Raw genomic sequence first — 15,295 nt, forward strand, 5'->3', positions numbered from 1 at the left:
CACCTCCCAGACCAGAAACGATGGGAGACAGCCTGCCCGACACATCCTCAGAACCAACGGATTACACGATCAACGTTCAAAGACGAGGCACTAGCCCGCATCGACCATGAACACTTGTCATTTCTCAGTTGACCTGAGCCAAACGGATGGCTCCTGATCTGCAGTGGCCCAAGTTAGTGAGAATCCATGAAGAGTCATGGCTCTCATTATCTCGGGCCAGGTGCAAGCCTTCTCATTATCTCGGGCCCAAACGCGGACTTCGAGTCCAGGGCTTCGCATTGAACGGGTTTGGCCTCTCTGGGGAGCAGGGCTGCCTGTGCGACTGGAGCAAGTGTGGTGAATTGCGAGGATTGTGGCTCCTAACGGGATGAGTTCGAAAGGTTGGTGGGAGTTGCTTCGCAGTGGCGGTCGGTGGCATCACGCACTACGCCACCGGCGGGTTCGGCTGCCTCCACCCGCATACGCCCCGCACGGCGGCCGACAGCCGCAATGTCACCCTCGCCGGCCACGAAGGTCTACGGCCTTCGGTGCTGATGACTACGCGACGACGTCCACGCCCGTCCGCCGCAAGATTGCGACAAAGCACGAGAGACCCGCGGGAGCGGGTCTCTCGGCGGGCGCGGGAGCCCGTGGGCGTCCTGGGCGGTGGCCGGCCGGGGTGCTGGCGGCCGGCAGGACGACACCGGCGTCCGCGTAGTACCGGACGGCGCTGACGCTCAGGCCGGTCCGCCGGGCGACATCCCCGATCGGGTACAGCTCATTCCTGTCCACGACGCCCACTATGCGACCTCAAGCGGCTTGAGACACAAGCCCCCGGTCCAGCATGTCCTCGTACCGCGCATTTTCGAAGTAAGTTCGCCGCCGTCGGCCGCATTAAAGTGAGCCCCTTCGATCCGACGGCCTCTGGTCGACGTGCTGCTGGAGGTGTGCGTGTACCGTCCGACTCTGGATCCTCTCGCCGACTCACTGGCGTTGAGTGCCCTCGTCGCCGGGCTGCCGATCATCACGCTGTTCCTGCTGCTCGGCGTCGTACGGGTACGGGCGTGGCTGGCTGCGCTCGGCGCGCTTTCCGTCGCACTACTGGTGTCCATCGTGGTCTACGCGATGCCGACCGGTCAGGCGCTGCTCACCGCGAGTCAAGGTGCCACGTTCGCGCTGTTCCCGCTCGTGTGGACGTTCGGCACCGCCATCTGGATCTACCGGATGACCGTGACGAGTGGGCACTTCGACGTGCTTCGGCGCTCGTTTGCCCGGGTCAGCGACGACCGGCAGGTGCAGGCCCTGGTGATCGCGTTCTGCTTCGGCTCACTGCTCGAAGGGCTGGCCGGGCAGGGCACTCCGGTCGCGATCACCACGGTGATGTTGTTGGCGCTGGGCTTCGGTCCGATGAAGGCGGCCACGGTGGCGCTGGTGGCCAACACCGTGCCGGCCGCATTCGGGCCGCTCGGCCTGCCGATCACCACGCTGGCCCGGGTCACCGACCTGCCGGCGGGCGACCTGGGCGCGATGGCCGGGCGTCAGGTACCGGTGATCGCGGTGTTCATTCCGCTGCTGCTGGTGGGCATGGTCGGCGGTCGCCGAGGGCTGCGCGGAACCTGGCACGTGGCAGTCGCCTGCGGCGGGTCGTTCGCGCTGGCGCAGTTCCTCACGTCGAACTACCTCTCGGTTGCCCTCGCCGACATCGTCGCGGGGCTGGTCAGCGCCGTGGTCGTGGCCGTGACCGCGCGGGCGTGGCCGCCCCGGCGCCACGAGGACCAGGTGACCGGTGGCGCGTCCGACGCCCCGCCGCAGGAAGGACCGGCAGGGCCCCGGCCGACGGCCGAATCGGGCGGGCCGGTTGGGTCGGTGAGCCAGCCGGACCGTGGGGTGGCCCTCGCCAGCCGCCCGGCGGTGGCGCCGAACCAGCCGGACGCCCCGGTGGAGGTCTGGCGGGCGTACGCCCCGTACCTGGTGATCGTGGCGATCTTCGGCCTGTCCCAGGTGCCCACGATCGCGGACGCGCTCAACGCGGTCACCGTGACCTTCGACTGGCCGGGACTGCATCTGCTGACCGTGGCCGGCACGCCGTCGTCGCTGCCGGTCTTCCGCTTCAACTGGCTCTCCTCGACCGGCACGCTGCTGGTGCTGGCTGGCCTGGTCACGATGGCGATCCTGCGCGTCACACCGCGCGCCGCACTCGTCGCGTACGGGCAGACGTTGGCGTCGCTGCGCTGGGCGATCCTCACCGTCTGCGGGCTGCTGGCGCTGGCGTTCGTGATGAACGGCAGCGGGCAGACCGCGACGCTGGGCACCTGGATGGCCGGTGCCGGCGGGCTGTTCGCGCTGCTCTCGCCGGTGCTTGGCTGGTTGGGTGTGGCGCTCACCGGCTCGGACACGTCGTCCAACTCGCTGTTCGGCGCACTCCAGGTCACCGCCGCGCAGCGCGCCGGCCTGGACCCGGTGCTGCTCGCCGCGGCCAACGCGTCCGGCGGCGTGGTCGGGAAGATGATCTCGTTGCAGAACCTGACGATCGCGGCGAGCGCGGTGGGACTGAGTGGCCGGGAGGGCGACCTGTTCCGCCGCATGTTCGGCTGGAGCGTGGTTCTGATCTCCGCGATGGCGTTGCTGGTCGGCCTACAGGCGACCCCGGTGTTGAGCTGGATGGTGCCCTAGCGGCCTCCTGACCACTTGTGCGAGGGGAGCGCTTCCGGCCGACCGCCGGTTGCGCTCCCCTCGTGGGTACGGCTTGGTGATGAGTTTTCGCGCCCGCACCCGTCACACCTACGGCGGGACACGACGAGTCGGAAGGATGACGTGATGAGTGCGGACAGCGGCTGGAGGCTCGACGGTCTCGGCCAGCCGGAGGACAGAGACGAACGCCGAGCGGTGGAACCGCTGGAAGCAACTGATCAGCGAGCAGGGAAGACCGCGGCACCCTGACGCCATCGCCGCGCTCCTCGCCGTGCTGTTTCTGTACCTCCGCGGCGCCCAAGAGAACACTTCCTACTCCTCTGAGTTCCGCGAGGACGTGCGGCGGCGGCGCGGTGTGAACACTGTCGCCGATGCGCCAGCTGTCAATCCGGACCGACCTGGGCAGAGATTCGATAATGTACATTATGTAAAGTTGGGAAATCTGGGCGTCCCCTCGATCGGGGTCAGGTGCTTCTCGATCAGGGCGACCCGCTCGTGGACCGGACCGACGGGTACGTCGACCAGTCGGTGCCCGTACGCCTCGTACACCCGTTCGTGGACCTTTGCGAAGGCGAGCGACTCGGCGTAGCTGATCCGGCGCGCGGCCGTACGCGTGACGAAGCCCAGCGGCCCGATCAGGAACACCAGGTGTCCCCGTTGGCGTAGTGCGTCGATCAGGGTGGTCTTGCCGGCCCCCGGTGCTCCGGTGAGCACGTAACGCCTCCGCTCGGTCATGCCCGCTCCACTCTCCTCCCCCTTCCAGGCAACGCGAAAATCATGCATAATATCCCTTATGCATGACAAAAAGGACGAATCGCTCGCTGTTTTGATCGAGGAGTTCCTGACCGCCCGGGCCACCCGCAAGCCCTCCCCCCACACCCTGGCGGCCTACCGGCGGGATCTGCACGCGGTGGCCGCCCTGGTCGCCGAGGATGCCACCACTCCCCTCCCCCTCGACGCGCTGTTGATCACCGACCTCTCTCCCCGGGTGATGCGGGCGGCCTTCGCCCGCTTCGCCGCGCCCCGGGCGCCCGCGTCGGTGCACCGGGCGTGGTCCACCTGGAACAGCTTCTTCACGTTCCTCGTGGCCGACGGGGTCGTGGCGGGCAACCCGATGCCGGCGGTGGGCCGCCCACGGGCGCTACTCCCCCAGCCGAAGCCGTTGCGCGGCGCGGACACTCCCGAGGTGCTGCTGGCCTCGGTGGCCCGCGACGAGGGCCGGCAGCGTGACCCGTGGCCGGAGCGGGACGTGGCGGTGCTTGCGGTGGCGCTGTGCGCCGGGCTGCGTCTGTCGGAGCTGCTGGCGCTGCGGGTCGGTTCGCTCGCCGGTCGGCCGGGTGAGCGGCGCATCGAGGTCGTCGGCAAGGGCGGGCGGCCTCGGGTGGTGCCGATCGAGGCGGATCTGGACCGGGTGCTGGCGGACTATCTGGACAGTCGGCGGCGGCGCTTCGGTTCGCGGTCGGTGCGCCCCGACTCGGCGTTGCTGGTGGACCGGCAGGGTGAGCCGCTGCGCCGTGGTGGGCTGCAGTATCTGGTGGAGTCGTGTTACCGGCGGGCGGGCATCGGTGACCGGGTGCCGCGTGGCGCGCGGTTGCACGCGTTGCGGCACACGTTCGCGACGCGGTTGGCCGAGGACGGGGCGAGCGCCGCGGAGATCATGCGGTTGTTGGGGCACGCGTCGTTGGCGTCGTCGCAGACGTACATCGAGGTGACGGCCGGGCAGCAGCGCGACGCGGTGCGGGCCAACCGGACGAACCGCGCGTTGGCGGCGCTCCTGCCGGCGGGCCGGCAGGATGCTGTGGCGCGGTGATCAGTGGGCCTTGTGGTCCGAGTCGTTGGCGGTGGTGGGCAGGGTGCCGAGGACCGCGTTGATGATGTGGATGCGGGTGTTGGTGGCCCGGTAGTCGGCGCAGACGGTGTCGGCGCGGTCGGCGAGGCGCACCGTGGGGGCGGCGCCGGTGACGGTGATGGTGGTGCCGTCGAGGGTGGTGGCGGTGCCGGCCTTGAGCAGGTCGTCGATCGAGTGGGTTCCCGCGATGAGGTGTGCCTTCAGCAGGGGGCGCAGTTGGTCGGTGTGTCGGACCATGAGGTCGTCCCAGTTGTCCTCGGAGAACTTCGCGGCGAAGGCGTCGTCGGACGGCGCGAGGACGGTGAGGCCGTCCGGTGGGAGTTCGGTGAGGACGCCGCTGGTGCGCAGGGCTGCCTCGAAGGTGGTGAGGGTGGGCATCCAGCGCAGCGCCTCGTTGACGGGTTGACCGGCGAGGAAGGTGGGGTTGCCGGGGTCGTCGGCGGCGGGCAGGGCGGCGCAGAGCGGGCCGGTGATCTCGGCTACCGCGACCGGGCGAGGGTCGGCGGGGGCGCCGCTGCACGCGGTGAGGGCGAGCAGCAGGGTGGGCACGAGCAGGCGGAGTCGCCGCGGTCGGATGCCGTTCGAGGTGGCGGGTTGCGACACGGCGTTCTCCATGGGTCTCGGGTCGATGGGTGTGCCGGCGGCGTGGGCTGACGCCCGCGCCGCCGGCACGGTGGTTCACCTAGCTGACGGTCACAGTGCCGCGCACTGGGCGTTGCGCGGGCCGTGCACGGTGTTGGCTACGCCGAGGTTGATCGGGGCGGAGCTGTTCGCCGTGCAGTTGAGCGGGCCGCGGATGATGTTGCCGGCCAGCAGGGGCACGTCGGCGCCGGTGGTGTTGCCGGTCAGGTTGACCGGGCCGGAGATGGCGACGTCGATGATGGAGATCGCGTTGGTGGTCTTCGTGAGCTGGACCGGGCCGTTGATGGTGCTGTCGGCGAGCATGACGCCGGCTGCGCCGGTGGCGGTGACCGGGCCGCTGATGGTGGTTCCGGTCGCGACGAGTGCCGCGCCGGCCTTGATGGTGACCGGGCCGTTGATGGTGGCGTCGGCGGCGCAGGTGAAGCCGGAGACGGTCAGTGGTCCGTTACGGCGGCCGGTGAGGTTCGGGTAGATGCGCTCGCCGTCGACGAGCTTCTCGACGCCCTTGGTGTCCAGCAGCAGCGGGATGAGGCCGCGTTCGGGCTGGTTGAGGGGCACGTAGTAGCCGTCGGCGGTCTTGACGACCTTCCAGCCGTGTGACGCGATGCGCTGCGCGACGGTGGCGCCGACGCCGCCCGGGCCGTCGGTGCGTGCGCCGTTGTACTGCGCTTCGGTGAGCTTGTAGGCGCACGGCGCGTTGTCGAGGATGAGGTCGGCGCGGGGGGCGTCGAGCCCCGGCGGGCTGTCACCGGGGTGCGGGGCCGGGTAGGCGGGGATCGGTCGGGATCCGCGGAAGACGAGACGGCCGTTGTTGGCGGCCTGGCCCTCGATGCCCTCGGCGCGGGAGGCGAGGATCTCTGCCTTGTTGGCGCGCTGGTAGTCGAGGAACTGGTGGAACGTCCACAGCGCGGAGTAGGTCTTGCGGCGCCGGTTGTTGGCGGTGTTGCCCTCGTCGGGTCGGGTCTGCCCGCCGGAGCTGCGCAGCTCCAGCAGGGAGTTGGCGACGTTCTTGAGGCCGAGGGTGTTGCGCAGGATGGTTTCCTCGCTGTTGCCGACGGTGCTGCCGCCTTCGCAGCCGTAGGGGCAGGCCCACCAGCCGTCTTCGGCGCCCTTGGTGTACATGTGGCCTTCGATCATGTCCTGGGACTGGTCGAAGATGGACTGGGGCACGTTCTGGTGGCGGGGCGGCAGCATCGGCAGGTCGCCGGCGCGGGCGTTGCCGTACTCGTGGCCGTCGTAGCCGGCGACGGGCCGGTAGTCGCGGACCATCTTGATGTACGCGGCGGTCTCGGGCTGACGGATCAGTGAGTAGTCGCGGTTGAGGTCCTGGCCTGCGGAGTTGCCGCGGGTGTTGTTGGCCCGGCCGTCACCGTTGATGGTGGGGACGATCAGCACGTTGGTGCGGCTGAGCAGGTCGATGATCCGGGGGTCGGTGCTGAAGGCGAGTTGCCGGGCCATGATGAGGCAGGCTTCGCGGTCGCCGGGCTCGTTGCCGTGCACGTTGCAGTTGATGGCAACGGGTGCGGTGGCGGCGACGGCCTCCGGGGTGGCCGCCGGGGCGGGGTAGCCGATGACCATCATGTTGACGGGCCGGTTCTGCAGGGTGCGGCCGAGCTCGACGACGCGGACGCGGTCACTGAGGGCGTCGATGGCCTCGGTGTAGGCGTACTCGTTGACGTCGCTGGTGTACTGCGCGCCGCGGGTGGTCTCCCACTGGGTGCGCAGCTGCTGGCCGGGGGTGTCGGGGTTGCCCCAGGGCGCGGTGGTCGTGGCGACGACCGGCGCGGAGTAGGGCTGCTCGGTGGTGCCGGCGCGGGCGCGCACTCGCCACTGGAACGTGTCCCCGGGGTTGAAACCGGCGTCGGCGAAGGTGGGTGCCTGCTGGTTGATCTGGCGGTTGGGTCGCCAGATGCCGACGATGGTCGGCGCGCCGGTGGCGTTGCCGTTGGCGTCGACGGCGGTGCGTTCGATCTGGTAGTCAGTCGCTCCCTCGACCGGCTGCCAGGCGAGGGTGGCGTACCCGTCGGCCTGGCGGACGGTGAGGTTGGCGACCTGGTTCGCTTCCGCGGCGCTGGCGGGGGTGGGGCTGATGGTCAGTGTTAATGCGATGACCGTGGATATGGCGATGATCGTGGATCGCTGGCGTCCCATGTGGCCTCCGACTAGTTGATCGTGGGCACGATTCGCTCAGCATGGTTGTCGGAGTACGTCGATGCAATGATCTTGAGGGAATCTTGCGACTTCCCGGGCCGAAGCGTCCGTTTTCAGCCGAGGTCGACCAGCAGCGGGCGGTGGTCGGAGATGGTGGACAGCGGCGCGGTCACGGCCCGTACCGGCGGGAGCTGGTCGAGGGCCTGCCGGTCGGCGAGGACGTGGTCGAGTTGCACGCGGGGCTGCCCTGCGGGGTAGGTGGGGCGGCGGCCCAGGGGGCGCCAGCCGGTGATGAGGCGGGCCGGGCCGGCGGGCAGGTTGAGGTCGCCGAGCAGGACGCGGGGGCCGGGCAGGGTGCGCAGCGCGCGGATGGTCCGGCGGAGTTGGTGGGCGTTCCAGCCGGGGACGAACGACAGGTGGGTCGCGGCGACGGTGAGCGGGCCGTGGGGGGTGTCCAGGATCGCGGCGAGGACGACGCGGGGTTCGTCGTGCAGCAGGATGAGGCCGCCGCCGGGGCCGGGGACGTAGACCGGGGATCGCACCGGCGCGGGTTTGAGTCGGGTGACGTGCCAGCTGCGGACGGGGTGGCGGCTGATGAGGCCGATGCCGTAGCAGGGTTCGCCGTGCCCGTCGTCGTCGTGGCGCAGCGGGCGGAACTGTTCGCCGGGGGTGCCGACGACGGCGGCGGCGAAGCGGTGGTGGGGTGCGTCGAGGGCGCGGGCGGCGATGGCGGTGAGGTCGAGGTGCCCGCTGCGGCTCTGGTCGCGGTCGACTTCCTGTAGGGCGAGGACGTCGGCGTCGAGGGCGCGGACGGCGGCGGTGAGCCGGTCGGGGTCGACGAGCCCGTCGGTGAGGGATCGTCCGTGCAGCAGGTTGAAGGTGGCCAGGCGCACCCCTGCACCCTACGTCCCCGTGGCATGGTTGCCCGGTGGTGAAACTGCTGCTGTGTTCCGTGCTGGTCTTCGTGGCGGTCGGCGCGTTGGGGGTGTGGCTGCGGCGTCGGCGGGGTCGGTGACCAGGTGAGACTGGCCACTTGAGTGCCGGTCAGGCGCGGTGGGGTGGGCAGAATTGCCGGCCGTGGACGCCGTGACGCTGAGTACGCTGCTAGCCGCCGCCGCGATGGCCGGGTGGGTCGATGCCGTGGTGGGCGGTGGCGGGTTGCTGCTGCTGCCGGCGTTGCTGGTGGCGGCGCCGGGTTTGCCGGTGGCGACGGCGTTGGGCACCAACAAGTTGGCGGCGATCTTCGGTACGGCGACGGCGGCGGCGACGTACGCGCGGCGCACGAAGGTCGACTGGCGGGTGGCGGGTCCGGCGGCGGGGTTGGCGGTGCTCAGCGCGGGGGTGGGCGCGGCGTTGGCCGGGGCGGTGCCGGCGTCGGCGTACCGGCCGGTGGTGTTGGTGGTGCTGGTGTCGGTGGCGCTGTTCGTGCTGCTGCGTCCGCGGCTGGGGGTGGTGGCGCAGCCGGCGCGGCGTACCCCGGTGCGGGTGGCGGTGGTGATCGGCGTGGCCGGGGTGGGCATCGCCCTGTACGACGGGTTGATCGGCCCGGGTACGGGCACGTTCCTGGTGTTGGCGTTCACGGCGCTGGTGGGTGCGGACTTCGTGCACGGTTCGGCGATGGCGAAGGTGGTCAACGCGGGTACGAACCTGGGTGCGCTGGTGGTGTTCGGGGTGACCGGGCACGTGTGGTGGTTGCTGGGCGCGGCGATGGCGGTGTGCAACATCGCCGGGGCGGTGCTGGGCGCGCGGATGGCGTTGCGTCGTGGGTCGGGGTTCGTGCGGGTGGTCCTGCTGGTGGTCGTGGTGGCGTTGGTGGCGAAGTTGGGTCACGACCAGTGGGTGGCCCGCTGACGGCCCGGTAGGGGTCAGCGGCGGCGGCTGGGTGAGTCGAAGCGGCCGGCGCGGATCTCGCGCAGGGCGCGGCGGCGCACGTCGCCGCGCAGGGTGTCGACGTAGAGGGTGCCGCGCAGGTGGTCGGTCTCGTGTTGCAGGGCGCGGGCGAGGAAGCCGCTGCCGGTGATGCTCAGGGGTTCGCCGTGCTGGTCGACGCCGTGGGCGGTGGCGTGCAGCGCGCGTGTGGTCGGGAAGTACAGCCCGGGGATGGACAGGCAGCCCTCCTCGTCGTCCTGGAGTTCGTCGGACAGCTCCAGGGTGGGGTTGATGAGGTGGCCGCGGTGCCCGTCGGCGTCGTAGACGAACACCTGGGCGCTGACGCCGATCTGCGGGGCGGCGACGCCGGCGCGGCCGGGTGCGCCGAGCAGGGTGTCCATCAGGTCGGTGACCAGGGCGCGCAGGTCGGCGTCGAACGTGGTGACGGGTTCGGCCGGGGTGCGCAGGACGGGGTCGCCGATGATCCGGATGGGCCGCATGGTCATGCGGGTCAGCGTATCGCCGGTGGGGGTGGGTTCAGCGCCCGGCCAGGGTGGCGCGGATCGGGGCGGTTTTCGCGGCGGCTTCGGCGACTTCGGCGTGTGCGTCGCTGTCCCAGGTGATGCCGCCGCCGGCCCAGGTGTGCAGTTTCTCGCCGTCGGCGGCGGCGGTGCGGATGGTGAGGCCGAGGTCGACGCGGCCGGGGGCGACCCAGCCGAGGGCGCCCATGCTGGCGCCCCGGCCGACGGGTTCGAGGCGGGTGATCTGGGTGAGGGCGGCGCGTTTGGGCGCGCCGGTGACGGAGCCGCCGGGGCAGGTGGCGCGCAGCAGGTCGGCCAGGCCGAGGCCGTCGGCGGCGGCGGCGTGGACGGTCGACTCGGCCTGCCACAGGTCGCACCAGCGGCGTACGGCGAAGAGGTCGTCAACGGCGACGGTGCCGGTGCGGGCGATGCGGGCGAGGTCGTTGCGTTCCAGGTCGACGATCATGATGTGTTCGGCGCGTTCCTTGGCGCTGGCGAGCAGCTCGGCCCGGCCGGCGGGGGTTGCTGGGCGGGTGCCCTTGATGGGTCGGGTGGTCAGCGTGCCGTTGTGGACCTCGATGAGGGTTTCCGGTGAGGCGCAGCCGATGGCCCAGCCGTCGCCGGTGAGCACGCCGCCGTAGCGGGCGCCGGGGAGCGCGCCGAGGCGGCTCAGGGCGGGTAGCGGGTCGCCGGTGTAGCGGGCGGCGGCGTGTCCGACGAGGTTGGTCTGGTAGACGTCGCCGCGGCCGATGGCGCTGCGGACCGCGTCGACGGCGTCGGCGTGTTGGTCGGGGGTCCAGCTCTCGGTCCACTCGCCGAGCCACCACGGCGTCGGCGGCCCCCCGGTGGGGGTGCGGGTCGGGCGGTGGTCGTAGACGACGACGGCGAGGTCGGGCAGGGCCGGTGCGGGCTCCGGGGCGGCGGGTGGGGCGCCGGCCAGGAGCGCGCCGGCGGCCGCGGACAGGTAGAGCGCGGCGCCGCAGAGCCGGGTGTCGGTGTCGTGGTGGTCGGGGGCGGGTCGGGTCAGGTCGTGCAGGGGCAGGCCGTGCGCGGCGAGGAATTCCTCGGCGAGGGCGGCGGGGTCGCCTCCGTCGCCGAGGCGCCAGTGCAGACGGGCGCGTTCGACGAGCGCGCCCCGGCAGCCGGCGGGCGCCGCGGGTACATCGACCAGCACCTCTGGGAGCGTTTCCACGCCGTATGGCCCGACCTTCCTCATCCGTTCAGTGGATTTCCCGTGTCCAAGACCGACACCTGCTCGGCGTTGGACACATTCGCTTGGTACTGTGCGTCACTGGTCATGTGAACCATGACACAGTGCCCCCACAGTCCGGAGAACCCGATGTGCCAGCACCAACCGACCTGCCCCTCCGCTGAAGCCACCGACCGGGAAGCCGCCCGGGTCCTCGCCTGCTTCCCTGAGCAGGGCTGGAGCCTGCTCTGCAACGGTGTCATCGTCTTCGAGGACACCGGCGAGCTGCTCCCCGACGGCAGCAGCATCGCCCCGCACCGCGGCCCCGCCCGACACGCCCTCGCGGCCTGACCGACCACCCAGCGTTACCGAATCGCCGCCGTCGACCCAGGCTAGTCCCCCGGTACGGGACGTCCGAGCCCAGGTCGGCGCGGTTGCCGGGGCGGCCACGCACCGCCCGCCCCGGCCCGCCGTTGTCAGTCCTCGAACGCCTCCGGTGACGGGCACGAGCAGACCAGGTTCCGGTCGCCGTACGCGCCGTCGACACGCCGCACCGGCGGCCAGTACTTCCCGGCCCGGTCCACCCCGGTCGGGTACGCGCCCACCGACCGCGGGTACGGGTGCGGCCACTCGTCACCGCTGACCATCGCCGCGGTGTGCGGCGCGTTCGCCAGGGGGTTGTCCTCCGCCGGCCACTGCCCCGACCCCACCTGGTCGATCTCCGCCCGGATCGCGATCATCGCGTCGCAGAACCGGTCCAGCTCGGCCAGGTCCTCGCTCTCGGTCGGCTCCACCATCAGCGTCCCCGCGACGGGGAACGACATCGTCGGCGCGTGGAAGCCGTAGTCGATGAGGCGCTTCGCCACGTCGTCCACGCTCACCCCGGTCTCCTTCGTCAACGGCCGCAGGTCGAGGATGCACTCGTGCGCCACCAGGCCCTTGTTGCCGGCGTACAGCACCGGGAAGTGCCCGCGCAGCCGCGCCGCCACGTAGTTCGCGGCCAGCACCGCCACGCCGGTCGCCCGGGTCAGGCCGGCCGCGCCCATCATCCGCAGGTACGCCCACGGGATCGGCAGGATCCCCGCCGACCCGTACTTCGCCGCCGAGATCGCCAGCGTCGCGTCGGCGTGCGCGCCCAGCGGGTCGCCGGGCAGGAACGGCGCCAGGTGGGAGCGCACCGCCACCGGACCCACACCGGGGCCGCCGCCGCCGTGCGGGATGCAGAACGTCTTGTGCAGGTTGAGGTGCGACACGTCCGCGCCGAACCTGCCCGGCTTGGCGAACCCGACCAGCGCGTTGAGGTTCGCCCCGTCGACGTACACCTGCCCGCCGGCGTCGTGGACCTTCGCGCACAGCGACGCGATGCCCGTCTCGTACACCCCGTGCGTCGACGGGTACGTCACCATGATCCCGGCGAGCGCGTCGCGGTGCTTGTCGATTTTCGTGTCGAGGTCGACCAGGTCGATGTTGCCGTCGTCGTCGCAGGCCACCACGACGACCCGCATGCCGGCCATCACCGCCGACGCCGCGTTCGTGCCGTGCGCCGACGACGGGATGAGGCACACGTCGCGGTGCGACTCGCCCCGCGACGCGTGGTAGGAACGGATCGCCAGCAGCCCGGCCAGCTCACCCTGCGACCCGGCGTTGGGTTGCACGCTCACCGCGTCGTAGCCGGTCACCTCGGCCAGCCACGACTCCAACTGGCCGATCATCTCCCGGTACCCGACGGTCTGCGCGTCCGGCGCGAACGGGTGGATGTGCGCGAACTCCGCCCAGCTGATCGGCTCCATCTCGGTGGTCGCGTTCAGCTTCATCGTGCACGACCCGAGGGGGATCATGCCCCGGTCCAGGGCGTAGTCGAAGTCCGACAGCCGCCGCAGGTAGCGCAGCATCGCCGTCTCCGAGTGGTGGCTGCGGAACACCGGGTGGGTCAGGAAGTCGGTCGTGCGGCGAAGCTCGGCCGGCAGGGCCGCGTCGGTGTCGCCGTCGAACGCGGGCACACCGAACGCCGCCCACACCGCCTGAAGGTGCGCCACGGTGGTCGTCTCGTCGCAGGACATCCCCACCCGGTCGGCGTCGACCAGCCGCAGGTTGACGCCCCGCTGCGCGGCGTCCGCGACCACCCGCTGCGCCCGGCCGGGCACGGTCGCGGTGATCGTGTCGAAGAACGCGACGTCCGCGACGTCCACGCCACCGGCGCGCAGCCCGGCCGCGAGCCGCGCCGCCATGGCGTGGGTACGCGTCGCGATGTCCCGCAGCCCGTCCGGGCCGTGGTAGACGGCGTACATGCCGGCCATCACCGCGAGCAGCACCTGCGCCGTGCAGATGTTGCTTGTCGCCTTCTCCCGCCGGATGTGCTGCTCACGGGTCTGCAACGCCAACCGGTACGCCGGGTTGCCGTCGGCGTCACGCGACACCCCGACCAGCCGGCCCGGCAGCATCCGCTCCAGGCCCGAGCGCACCGCCAGGTAACCGGCGTGCGGCCCACCGAAGCCCATCGGTACGCCGAACCGCTGGGTGGTGCCGGCGGCGATGTCCACGCCGATCTGCCCCGGCGCGCGCAGCAGCGTCAACGCCAGCAGGTCCGCCGCGACCGTCACCAACGCGCCGACGGCGTGTGCCGCCTCGACGAGGGCCGCGTGGTCGCGGATCGCCCCGGACGCGCCCGGGTACTGCAGGTGCAGGCCGAAGAACTCCGCCGGCAGCTCGTCACGGTCGACGTCGACGACCCGCACCTCGATGCCCAGCGGCTCCGCCCGGCTGCTGATCACCGCGATGGTCTGCGGCAGCGTGTCGGCGTCGACGACGTACACCCGGCTCTTGCTCTTGGAGGCCCGGCGGGCCAGGGTCATCGCCTCCGCCGCGGCGGTGCCCTCGTCGAGCATGGAGGCGTTCGCGGTGGCCAGGCCGGTCAGGTCGGTGACCATCGTCTGGAAGTTCAGCAGCGCCTCCAGGCGGCCCTGGCTGATCTCCGGCTGGTACGGCGTGTACGCCGTGTACCAGGCCGGGTCCTCGAGGACGTTGCGGCGGATCACCGCCGGGGTGTGCGTGCCGTGGTAGCCGAGGCCGATCATCGACACGGCGACGGTATTGCGCGCCGCCAGGGCCCGCAGCTCGGCGATCGCCTCGGCCTCGGTGGCGGCCTCCGGCAGGTCGAGGGTGCCGTGCCAGCGGATCACCTCGGGGATCGCGGCGTCCATCAGCTCGTCGATCGAGCCGTGCCCGACGACCTCCAACATGCGGCGCTCATCGTCCGGTCCGGGACCGATGTGACGGGTGGCGAACTGCTCTACGGTCATCAGGGGCACTCCCGGGCGAGGTCGACGTGTCGGCCTCCCCCTCTGTCGCACCCCAAAAGAGCGCTCCACAGTGCCTGCCCACGAGGTCCTTTTGCCTGAGAGGTTCCGGGGAGGATTTGCCCCTTCGGCGCCGCCCCGGATGCTGTCGGGCGGTCTCTCCCACGTGGGTGTTACCGGCATGGTCAACGCTACCAGCGTCGGTGTTACCGGCAGATGTCCTACCCCCGCGCCGTCACACCCGCAGCCCGCCGGCCACCCGGTCGGCCAGCGCGGGCAGCACCTCACCCAACGGCGCGTCGACGCACACGGTGGCGTACCCGTCACCCCGGGTCGGCCCCTGGTTGACGATCGCCACCGGAATGCCGCCTTTCGCCGCGCGAATCACGAACCGGCGGCCCGACATCACCGTCAACGACGACCCGAGCACCACCAACGCCCTGGCCTGCTCCACCAGGGCGAAACACCGCGCCACCCGCTGCGGGGGCACCGTCTCGCCGAAGAACACCACGTCCGGTTTCAGCATCCCCGTCCCGCAGATCCCGCAGTCCACCGGCCGGAACCCCACCACCTGCTCGTCGGGGAGATCCACGTCACCGTCCGGGTTGACCGCGGCGACCCGGGCCACGAAGTCCGGGTTGGCCTCGCGCAGCCGCCGGTCCACCTCCTCCCGGGAGGTCAGGTTGCCGCAGTCCAGGCAGGTCACCTCGTCGAGGCGGCCGTGCAACTCGACCACCGATCCGCTGCCGGCCGCGCCGTGCAACCCGTCGACGTTCTGGGTGATCACCGCGTCGACCAGGCCGGCGCGTTGCAGCCGCGCCACCGCCCGATGTCCGGCGTTCGGCGCGGCCCGCGCGATCAACCGCCACCCCAGGTGACTACGCGCCCAGTACCGCCGCCGCGCGAGGGGATCACCGGTGAACGCCTGGAACGTCATCGGGGTGTGCCGGCGGGCCACCCCGCTGGGCCCCCGATAATCCGGGATGCCGGACTCGGTGGACAGGCCCGCGCCGCTGAGCACCACCACCCGCCCGCCGGCCAGCAGCGACGCCAACACCTCCAGGCTCTCCGTCACCCCTTCATGCTGCCTCAGCGCACCCGCCGACGG

12 protein-coding genes, 1 pseudogene and 1 riboswitch are annotated in these 15,295 nt (G+C 71.3%); of the genes and pseudogenes, 4 read left to right on the forward strand and 9 right to left on the reverse strand.

Annotated features, from left to right (window positions below):
- Window positions 1–642: 642 nt before the first annotated feature.
- Window positions 643–771, reverse strand: a pseudogene (locus ABZ780_RS29905) (MerR family DNA-binding transcriptional regulator); the annotation flags it as partial.
- Window positions 772–930: 159 nt separating this feature from the next.
- Between ABZ780_RS29905 and ABZ780_RS29910 the strand changes: the two are divergent.
- The gene (locus ABZ780_RS29910) at window positions 931–2,652 is read left to right on the forward strand and encodes an L-lactate permease (RefSeq protein ID WP_357001005.1); all 1,722 of its coding nucleotides are present in this window, start codon (window positions 931–933) and stop codon (window positions 2,650–2,652) included.
- A gap of 441 nt (window positions 2,653–3,093) precedes the next feature.
- Here ABZ780_RS29910 and ABZ780_RS29915 read toward each other — a convergent pair whose 3' ends face one another.
- On the reverse strand, window positions 3,094–3,405 hold the full coding sequence (locus ABZ780_RS29915) for an AAA family ATPase (RefSeq protein WP_357488183.1): 312 nt from the start codon (window positions 3,403–3,405) through the stop codon (window positions 3,094–3,096).
- A 58-nt stretch (window positions 3,406–3,463) separates the two neighbouring features.
- On the opposite strand from ABZ780_RS29915, the gene ABZ780_RS29920 reads away from it, so the two are divergent.
- Window positions 3,464–4,480, forward strand: coding sequence for a tyrosine-type recombinase/integrase (locus ABZ780_RS29920; RefSeq protein ID WP_357488184.1), 1,017 nt, complete (start codon window positions 3,464–3,466; stop codon window positions 4,478–4,480).
- Here the strand turns inward: ABZ780_RS29920 and ABZ780_RS29925 are convergent, their stop codons facing one another.
- The 3 genes from ABZ780_RS29925 to ABZ780_RS29935 form a co-directional block, all read right to left on the reverse strand.
- Window positions 4,481–5,122, reverse strand: coding sequence for a fasciclin domain-containing protein (locus ABZ780_RS29925; RefSeq protein ID WP_357000998.1), 642 nt, complete (start codon window positions 5,120–5,122; stop codon window positions 4,481–4,483).
- Window positions 5,123–5,212: 90 nt separating this feature from the next.
- Window positions 5,213–7,312, reverse strand: a complete 2,100-nt coding sequence (locus ABZ780_RS29930; RefSeq protein WP_357488185.1) for a M14 family zinc carboxypeptidase — start codon at window positions 7,310–7,312, stop codon at window positions 5,213–5,215.
- A 113-nt stretch (window positions 7,313–7,425) separates the two neighbouring features.
- Complete coding sequence (locus ABZ780_RS29935; protein ID WP_357000993.1) at window positions 7,426–8,205, reverse strand: endonuclease/exonuclease/phosphatase family protein; 780 nt, start codon at window positions 8,203–8,205, stop codon at window positions 7,426–7,428.
- Between the two features lie 184 nt (window positions 8,206–8,389).
- On the opposite strand from ABZ780_RS29935, the gene ABZ780_RS29940 reads away from it, so the two are divergent.
- A complete protein-coding gene (locus ABZ780_RS29940; RefSeq protein ID WP_357000990.1) occupies window positions 8,390–9,163 on the forward strand; it encodes a TSUP family transporter in 774 nt (257 codons plus the stop codon).
- Window positions 9,164–9,177: 14 nt separating this feature from the next.
- Here the strand turns inward: ABZ780_RS29940 and def are convergent, their stop codons facing one another.
- A complete protein-coding gene (def, locus tag ABZ780_RS29945) occupies window positions 9,178–9,687 on the reverse strand; it encodes a peptide deformylase (RefSeq protein WP_357488186.1) in 510 nt (169 codons plus the stop codon).
- Window positions 9,688–9,718: 31 nt separating this feature from the next.
- Complete coding sequence (locus ABZ780_RS29950; RefSeq protein WP_357488187.1) at window positions 9,719–10,918, reverse strand: chorismate-binding protein; 1,200 nt, start codon at window positions 10,916–10,918, stop codon at window positions 9,719–9,721.
- A 123-nt stretch (window positions 10,919–11,041) separates the two neighbouring features.
- Here ABZ780_RS29950 and ABZ780_RS29955 point away from each other — a divergent pair, with 123 nt between their 5' ends.
- On the forward strand, window positions 11,042–11,242 hold the full coding sequence (locus ABZ780_RS29955) for a DUF5999 family protein (protein WP_357000983.1): 201 nt from the start codon (window positions 11,042–11,044) through the stop codon (window positions 11,240–11,242).
- 125 nt (window positions 11,243–11,367) lie between these two features.
- Here the strand turns inward: ABZ780_RS29955 and gcvP are convergent, their stop codons facing one another.
- Window positions 11,368–14,190: an aminomethyl-transferring glycine dehydrogenase gene (gene gcvP / locus ABZ780_RS29960; RefSeq protein ID WP_357488188.1), complete on the reverse strand. Its 2,823-nt coding sequence runs from the start codon at window positions 14,188–14,190 to the stop codon at window positions 11,368–11,370.
- Between the two features lie 73 nt (window positions 14,191–14,263).
- Window positions 14,264–14,362: riboswitch (glycine riboswitch) on the reverse strand.
- A gap of 60 nt (window positions 14,363–14,422) precedes the next feature.
- The gene (locus tag ABZ780_RS29965) at window positions 14,423–15,262 is read right to left on the reverse strand and encodes an NAD-dependent protein deacetylase (protein ID WP_357488189.1); all 840 of its coding nucleotides are present in this window, start codon (window positions 15,260–15,262) and stop codon (window positions 14,423–14,425) included.
- Window positions 15,263–15,295: the final 33 nt, after the last annotated feature.

Origin of the sequence: Micromonospora sp. NPDC047467, assembly GCF_040643095.1 — a bacterium.
GTDB lineage: Bacteria > Actinomycetota > Actinomycetes > Mycobacteriales > Micromonosporaceae > Micromonospora.

Coding starts and splice junctions, on each gene's coding strand:
- ABZ780_RS29955 (WP_357000983.1), top strand. CDS start 11,042: ATGTGCCAGCACCAACCGACCTGCCCCTCCGCTGAAGCCACCGACCGG.
- gcvP (WP_357488188.1), bottom strand. CDS start 14,190: ATGACCGTAGAGCAGTTCGCCACCCGTCACATCGGTCCCGGACCGGAC.
- ABZ780_RS29930 (WP_357488185.1), bottom strand. CDS start 7,312: ATGGGACGCCAGCGATCCACGATCATCGCCATATCCACGGTCATCGCA.
- def (WP_357488186.1), bottom strand. CDS start 9,687: ATGACCATGCGGCCCATCCGGATCATCGGCGACCCCGTCCTGCGCACC.
- ABZ780_RS29950 (WP_357488187.1), bottom strand. CDS start 10,918: ATGAGGAAGGTCGGGCCATACGGCGTGGAAACGCTCCCAGAGGTGCTG.
- ABZ780_RS29920 (WP_357488184.1), top strand. CDS start 3,464: ATGCATGACAAAAAGGACGAATCGCTCGCTGTTTTGATCGAGGAGTTC.
- ABZ780_RS29915 (WP_357488183.1), bottom strand. CDS start 3,405: ATGACCGAGCGGAGGCGTTACGTGCTCACCGGAGCACCGGGGGCCGGC.